General features: G+C 74.6%; 6 protein-coding genes. All 6 read right to left on the bottom strand.

The genetic code is table 11. The features are described from left to right. Positions 1-105 precede the first annotated feature (105 nt). The gene (locus tag E1211_RS29640; protein WP_132353133.1) at positions 106-1974 is read right to left on the bottom strand and encodes an ABC transporter ATP-binding protein; all 1869 of its coding nucleotides are present in this window, start codon (positions 1972-1974) and stop codon (positions 106-108) included. Then, on the bottom strand, positions 1974-3674 hold the full coding sequence (locus E1211_RS29635; protein ID WP_132353131.1) for an ABC transporter ATP-binding protein: 1701 nt from the start codon (positions 3672-3674) through the stop codon (positions 1974-1976). The genes E1211_RS29640 and E1211_RS29635 overlap by 1 nt, the downstream gene beginning before the upstream one ends. Positions 3675-3756: 82 nt before the next feature. Further along, positions 3757-4011 carry a hypothetical protein gene (locus E1211_RS29630; RefSeq protein ID WP_132353129.1) on the bottom strand — a complete coding sequence of 85 codons (255 nt, stop codon included), beginning with the start codon at positions 4009-4011 and terminating at the stop codon, positions 3757-3759. Next, positions 4008-5069 carry a tRNA (adenosine(37)-N6)-threonylcarbamoyltransferase complex transferase subunit TsaD gene (tsaD, locus tag E1211_RS29625; RefSeq protein WP_132353127.1) on the bottom strand — a complete coding sequence of 354 codons (1062 nt, stop codon included), beginning with the start codon at positions 5067-5069 and terminating at the stop codon, positions 4008-4010. Before tsaD ends, E1211_RS29630 begins: the two co-directional genes overlap by 4 nt. A gap of 3 nt (positions 5070-5072) precedes the next feature. Then, positions 5073-5525, bottom strand: coding sequence for a ribosomal protein S18-alanine N-acetyltransferase (rimI, locus tag E1211_RS29620; protein ID WP_243709754.1), 453 nt, complete (start codon positions 5523-5525; stop codon positions 5073-5075). Positions 5526-5568: 43 nt separating this feature from the next. Next, a complete protein-coding gene (gene tsaB, locus E1211_RS29615) occupies positions 5569-6246 on the bottom strand; it encodes a tRNA (adenosine(37)-N6)-threonylcarbamoyltransferase complex dimerization subunit type 1 TsaB (RefSeq protein WP_132353123.1) in 678 nt (225 codons plus the stop codon). Between the last annotated feature and the right edge of the window lie 87 nt (positions 6247-6333).

Raw genomic sequence — 6333 nt, 5'->3', positions numbered from 1 at the left:
CCCGTTGATCATGAAGTTGTTGCCCGCCGACACGGCGTGTCGCAGCGATAACTTCATGATCACGCGAGCCGGGCCAGGGGGCAGGGAGGGGTCGGGTCAGGGTGGTCAGGGGGTGCCGTGCCAGGAGCGCCAGAGGGCCGCGTACGAGCCGTCGGCGGCGACCAGCTCGTCATGCGAGCCCAGCTCGGTGATCCGCCCGTCCTCGACCACGGCCACCCGGTCCGCGTCATGGGCGGAGAAGAGCCGGTGCGCGATGGCGATCACCGTGCGCCCCTCGAGCACCGCGGCGAGCGAGCGCTCCAGCTCCCGGGCGGCACGCGGGTCGATCAACGAGGTCGCCTCGTCCAGCACCAGCGTGTGCGGGTCGGCGAGCACGAGCCGGGCCAGCGCCAACTGCTGCGCCTGCGCCGGGGAGAGCGGGTGCCCGCCGGAGCCGACCAGCGTGTCCAGCCCGTCCGGCAGCGCCTGCGCCCAGTCGAGCGCGGCCACCGCCGACAGCGCCGCCCGGACGTCCGCGTCGGTGGCCGCCGGCCGGACCATCGCCAGGTTCTCGCGGAGCGTACCGATGAAGACGTGGTGCTCCTGGGTGACCAGCGCGACGTGCGAACGCAGCTCGGCCAGCGGCAACGTCTCCAGCTGACGACCGGCCACGGTGACCGTGCCGCCGTGCGGGGCGTGCACCCCGGCGAGCAGCCGACCGAGTGTCGACTTGCCGGCGCCGGAGGGGCCCACGACGGCCAGCTTCTCCCCCGGCTCCGGCGCCAGCGTCACACCGTGCAGCACGTCCCGCCCGGCGCGGTACGCGTACCGCACGTTGCGGGCGACCAGCCGCCGGTCGCCGGCGACCTCGTCGCCGCCGTGATCCGCCGCGCCGCAGTCCCGTCCCCCACCGGGCGCGGCCCGATCCGTGGCGCCGTCGGGTCCCTCGGGCGCGGCCCGACCCGCGACGCCGTCCCGTCGACGGCCGGGCGCGGCCCGATCGGCGACACCCTCCGGCCCCGGCTCGGCCACGCCCAGCAGGCGGGCCATCGAGGCGCCGCCGACCTGCAGCTCGTCCAACCAGGACAGCAGCCGGTCCACCGGGTCGACGAGCTGCTGCACGTAGAGCGTGGCGGCGGTGACCTCACCGAGGCTCACCCAGCCCTTCAGGTAGAACCAGCCGCCGATGACGAGGGTCGCCACCACCGGCACCACGTAGCCGATCTCGGCCACCGGGAAGAAGACGGTACGCAGGAAGAGGGTGTAGCGCTCGGCGGCGTACGACCGGGCGATGTCGGCGTTGGTGCGGGCACGGCGGCGGGCCTGCTGGCGCAACGCCTCCGTGGTCCGGGAGCCCTCGACCGTCTCGCTGATCCCGTCGGTGATGTCCGAGTAGGCGGCGTTCTCCCGCAGGTATCCGGCGGGCGCCCGGCGCAGGTACCACCGGGTGCCGGCCCAGAGCACCGGGACCGCGATCAGGCAGGGCAGCGCGAGCAGCGGGCTGACCAGCAGCAACGCGCCGATGATGAAGGCCGCCGTGACGACCGCGACGAGCGTCTCGGGCACCGCCAGGCGGACCGTCCGGGACAGCGCCGAGACGTCCCGCGAGGTCCGGGTCAGCAGGTCGCCGGTGCCCGCCCGTTCCACGGTGGAGAGCGGCAGGGCCAGCACCCGGTCGACGAACTCCTCCCGCAGCTGGGCCAGCACCCGCTCGCCGAGCCGCGCCGACGCCAGATGGGCGAAGCGGACCAGCACCGCCTGCACCACCACGAACCCGGCGATCAGCAGGGCGATCCGGTCCACCGTCACCCGGGACGTACCACGGGAGATGCCCTCGACCAGGTCGCCGAGGAGCCGCGGGGCGACCAGACCGGCCGCGGCGGCCACTGCGTGCAGACCGAGCGCCCCGGCGAGGGCCCGCGGATGCCGGCGGATCAACGTACGCGCGTAGCGACGCACCTGGGTCGCGTCGGCGACGGGCAGCGCGGCGGCCATCAGCTCTCCCCCCGGCTGACCGTGGCCCGGTAGCGCGGCTCGTGCTCGTACAGGTGGGCGTGGCTGCCCTCGGCGACGACCTTGCCGTCCTCGACGAAGATCACGTTCTCGGCGTGCCCGAGCAGCAGCGGGCTGGTGGTGCAGACCACCGTGGTTCGGCCGGCCCGGGCGGCGCCGAGCCCGGCGGCGATCCGTGCCTCGGTGTGCGCGTCGACCGCGCTGGTCGGTTCGACCAGCAGCAGGGTCTCCGGGGCCGCGACCAGCGCGCGGGCGAGCCGCAGTCGCTGCTGCTGACCGCCGGAGAACTCCCGGCCGCGCTCGGCGACCCGGCTCTCCAGCCCGTCGGGCAGCGCCTCGACGATGTCGGTGGCGCTCGCCGCCCGCAGCGCCGCGTCGAGCGCCTCGGCGTCACCGAGGTCACGCGGGTCCAGCTCCGCGCGGAGCGGCCCGGTGAAGAGATGCGCGTCGTTGTCGGCCACCAGGATCCGCTCCCGCACCGTCGCCAGGGGCAGCTCCCGCAGCGGTACGCCGTGCAGCGTGGCGTCCGAGTCGACGTACCGGCCGAGCCGGTCGACGATCGCGGCCGCGTCCTCGGGGGCGGTGGCGGCGATCGCGGTGAACCGGCCCGGCGGCACCCGCACCCCGGACTCGACGTCGACCAGCTCCCCGGGCCCGTCGGGCACGGTCGCGGGTCGGGCCGGGTCGACCAGGTCCGGGGTGAGCCGGAGCAGCCGGACCACCCGCCGGGCCGCCACGTGCCCCCGGGTCAGCTTGTCCACCGCCTCGGTGAGCTGGCGCAGCGGGCTGACCAGGAACGCCGTGTAGCCGTAGAAGGCGACGAGCTGGCCGGGGCTGATCCGACCGTCCAGCGCGAACCGCGCCCCGAGCCAGGTCACCAGCACCAGGAACGCGCCGGGCAACAGCACCTGCGCCGCCTCCAGCAGCGACTCGACCCGGGCCACCCGTATGCCGTGCGCCCGCAGCGCCTGCGACTCGGCCCGGTAACGGGCCGAGAGCATCGGCTCGCCGCCCACGCCGCGCAGCACCCGCAGGCCGGAGACGATGTCACCGGCCCGGGTGGTCAGCTTCCCCTCGGCGTCCCGGTACGCGTGCTGCTGCCGGTGCAGCGGCCGGATCAGCAGGCCGACCACCGCCATCAGCACCGGCACGCCGAGCACCACGACCAGCCCGAGTGGCACCGACGCGCCGAGCAGGATCACCGCCACGGTCACGATCGCCACCACGGCGCCGGCGCCTCGGGCCGTGATGTCGACGGCGTGCCCGATCTGGTTGATGTCGGAGGTGCCGATGCTCACCACCTCGCCGGTGGCGACCCGGCGGGGCAGGGCCGCACCGAGCCGGTTCGCGGCCGTCACCGTGAGCTGCACCGTCCGGTACGCGGCCGCGAGCCAGTTGCGTACCGCGCACTGGTGCCGCAGCACTCCGGCGACGGCCTGGAGCACACCGAGCCCGAGCAGCACCAGACCCCAGGTGAGCAGCGCGCCGTCGTCCCGATGACCCAGCCCGTCGACGGCGCGGCCCACGGCGGCCGGCATCAGGGCCTGGGCGACCATCCAGGTCACGCCGAGCAGGATGCCGGTAGCGAAGATCAGCTTTTGCCGGCCGGCCAACCAGATCAGGTAGCGGGTCGCCGACCGGTCATCGGGTACGCCGGGATCGCCGGCGGGTGAGAAACGCATGGCCTGTCGACGCTAGGCGGCCCGCGGTTGCCGGTGCGAACCAATTACCAGCTGACGGACGTGTTCTTCGGCACCCGGTGGGTCAGCGATCGACCTGCGTGAAGTCCCAGGCGTGCGCCGGCCGGGCGACCAGCATCGGCGGCGGGTCGGGGAAGACGGGCGGGTCGCTGCGCCACTTCGAGATCACCACCACCCGGTGGTCGGTGGAGGAGAAGACCTCGCTGCCGAGGTGGCGCGGATCGTGCTCGAACTCGGGCAGGGCGGTGTCGCAGACCCAGGTGATCAGGTCGGCGAGGCCGTACGACTCGGCACGCACCTCCCACATCCGGACGATCACCGTTCGCCCCCGGGGACGCTGACCACGGTCAGCGGCATGGCCGAGTCGGCGGGCAGGTCCAGCCGGCTGGGTTCCACACCGGAGGCGACCAGGTGCGAGCCGAGCGCGGCAACCATCGCCCCGTTGTCGGTGCAGAGCCGGGGACGGGGCACCCGGACGCGGATGCCGTACTTCTCGGCCCGCTGCTCGGCCATCGCCCGCAGCCGCGAGTTCGCCGCCACGCCCCCGCCGATCACCAGCGTGTCGATGCCGTTGGCCCGGCAGGCGTCCAGCGCCTTCGCCGTGAGCACGTCGCAGACCGCCTCCTGGAAGGAGGCCGCCACGTCGGGCACCGGCACCGGCTCGCCCGCCCGCTGACGGGCCTCCACCCAGCGCGCCACCGCCGTCTTCAGCCCGGAGAAGGAGAAGTCGTAGCGGTGCGCGGCGAGGTCCTTGGCGGCGGTGAGACCGCGCGGGAAGCCGATGGACTCCGGGTCGCCGGCCCGCGCCTCCCGGTCGATCGGCGGGCCGCCCGGGAAGGGGAGCCCGAGCAGCCGGGCCACCTTGTCGAACGCCTCTCCGGCCGCGTCGTCGATGGTGGCGCCGAGCGGTGTGACCCCGCGAGCCAGGTCGTCGACGAGTAGCAGTGAGGAGTGCCCGCCGGAGACCAGCAACGCGACCGCGGGCTCCGGCAGCGGCCCGTGCTCCAGGGTGTCCACGGCGACGTGCGCGGCGAGATGGTTCACCCCGTAGACCGGCTTCTCGGCGGCGAGCGCGTACCCCTTGGCGGCGGCCACGCCGACCAGCAGCGCGCCGGCCAGCCCCGGCCCGGAGGTGACGGCGATCGCGTCGATGTCCGCGATGGTCACGCCGGCTTCTTTCAACGCCCGGTCCATGGTCGGCACGATCGCCTCCAGGTGGGCCCGGCTGGCCACCTCGGGCACCACACCGCCGAAGCGGGCGTGCTCCTCGACGCTGGAGGCCAGCGCGTCGGCGAGCAGGGTGTGCCCGCGGACGACGCCGACCCCGGTCTCGTCGCAGGAGGTCTCGATGCCGAGGATGAGCGGTTCGTCAGCCATGGGTCAGTCCTCGTTCCGCTGCATGACCAGCGCGTCCGTGTTGCTCGGTTGGTAGTAGCCGCGCCGGATGCCGACCGGCTCGAAGCCGTAGGTCGCGTAGAGCCGCTGGGCGGGAGCGTTGTCCGCCGCGACCTCGAGCAGGGTACGCCGGGCGCCGAGCCGGACCGCCTCGGCGAGCAGGTCCTCCAGGAGGAGCCGTCCGACGCCCCGACGCTGGGCCTCCCGCCGTACGGCGATGTTCTGCACCCACGCCTCGTCGGGCGGGGCGATGGTCAGCCCGGCGTAGCCGAGCAGGCCGTCGTCGTCGCCGGTCGCGACGCGGTAGTAGTGCCCGTTGGCCAGTTCGTTCCAGAACATCGCCGCCGACCACTGCTCGGCGCCGAAGAGGTCCGCCTCGATCGGCAGCACCTCGTCGATGTGCCACCAGCGGAACCGTTCGAGCCGGACCGCGCTCACGGCGTCGCCTTCCTTCGCGCCCGCGGGGCTCGCAGAACCACGCTCACGGGAGGACCGGCTTGCGGGCGATGGACGCCACCGCATCCGGGCGGCGCAGGTAGAGCGGGGTGAGCCGTTCGCCGGACGCGCCTGCCCGGATCCGCTCGCCGGCCAGCTGGGCCAACGCGACCGGGTCCGGGTAGCGAGGCTCGGCGCGGACGGGCAGCCCCAGGACCTCGCCGTACCGGTGCGCGCCGTCGCCCACCGCCACGGTGACCGCGAGGTCGCGGGCCCGCTCGGCGGCGACCGGCGGGGCGCTCACCTCCGGCCCGGCGATCCGTTGGCCCGCGCCGTCGTAGACCGCCCAGTAGATCTCCTTGCGGCGCGCGTCGCTCACCGCCAGGACCGGCTCGCCGGCGGCCGCCGGGTGACCGATGCCGTCCAGCGAGCAGACGCCGTACGTGGGCACGCCGAGCACCTGGCCCATCGAGGCGGCCGTGACCAGGCCCACCCGCAGCCCGGTGAACGGCCCCGGGCCGAGCCCGGCGACGATCGCCGTGAGATCGGCGGGGCGGGTGCCCGCGTCGGTGAGGACGGCGTCCACCTCCGGGGCGAGCAGTTCGCCGTGCGCCCGGGCGTCCACCGTGCACCGGTGCGCCCGCAACGCGACGCCGTCCGCCGAGACCTCGACCAGCGCCGCGGTCACCGCGAGGGTCGAGCTGTCCACCACGAGTACGAGCACGGTATGCCAGCCTAGCCGGAGGCCTCGTCACGCCCGGTGACGCCCCACCCCGCCGGCCGCCGGCACGATCCTGACCATCTCCGTCTC

The sequence above is a fragment of the Micromonospora sp. 15K316 genome (assembly GCF_004348525.1).
Classification (GTDB): domain Bacteria; phylum Actinomycetota; class Actinomycetes; order Mycobacteriales; family Micromonosporaceae; genus Micromonospora.
Note: the sequence above shows the minus strand (reverse complement) of the source record. Positions and strands in the feature narration are given on the sequence as shown.

Coding starts and splice junctions, on each gene's coding strand:
- E1211_RS29640 (WP_132353133.1), bottom strand. CDS start 1,974: ATGGCCGCCGCGCTGCCCGTCGCCGACGCGACCCAGGTGCGTCGCTAC.
- E1211_RS29635 (WP_132353131.1), bottom strand. CDS start 3,674: ATGCGTTTCTCACCCGCCGGCGATCCCGGCGTACCCGATGACCGGTCG.
- tsaD (WP_132353127.1), bottom strand. CDS start 5,069: ATGGCTGACGAACCGCTCATCCTCGGCATCGAGACCTCCTGCGACGAG.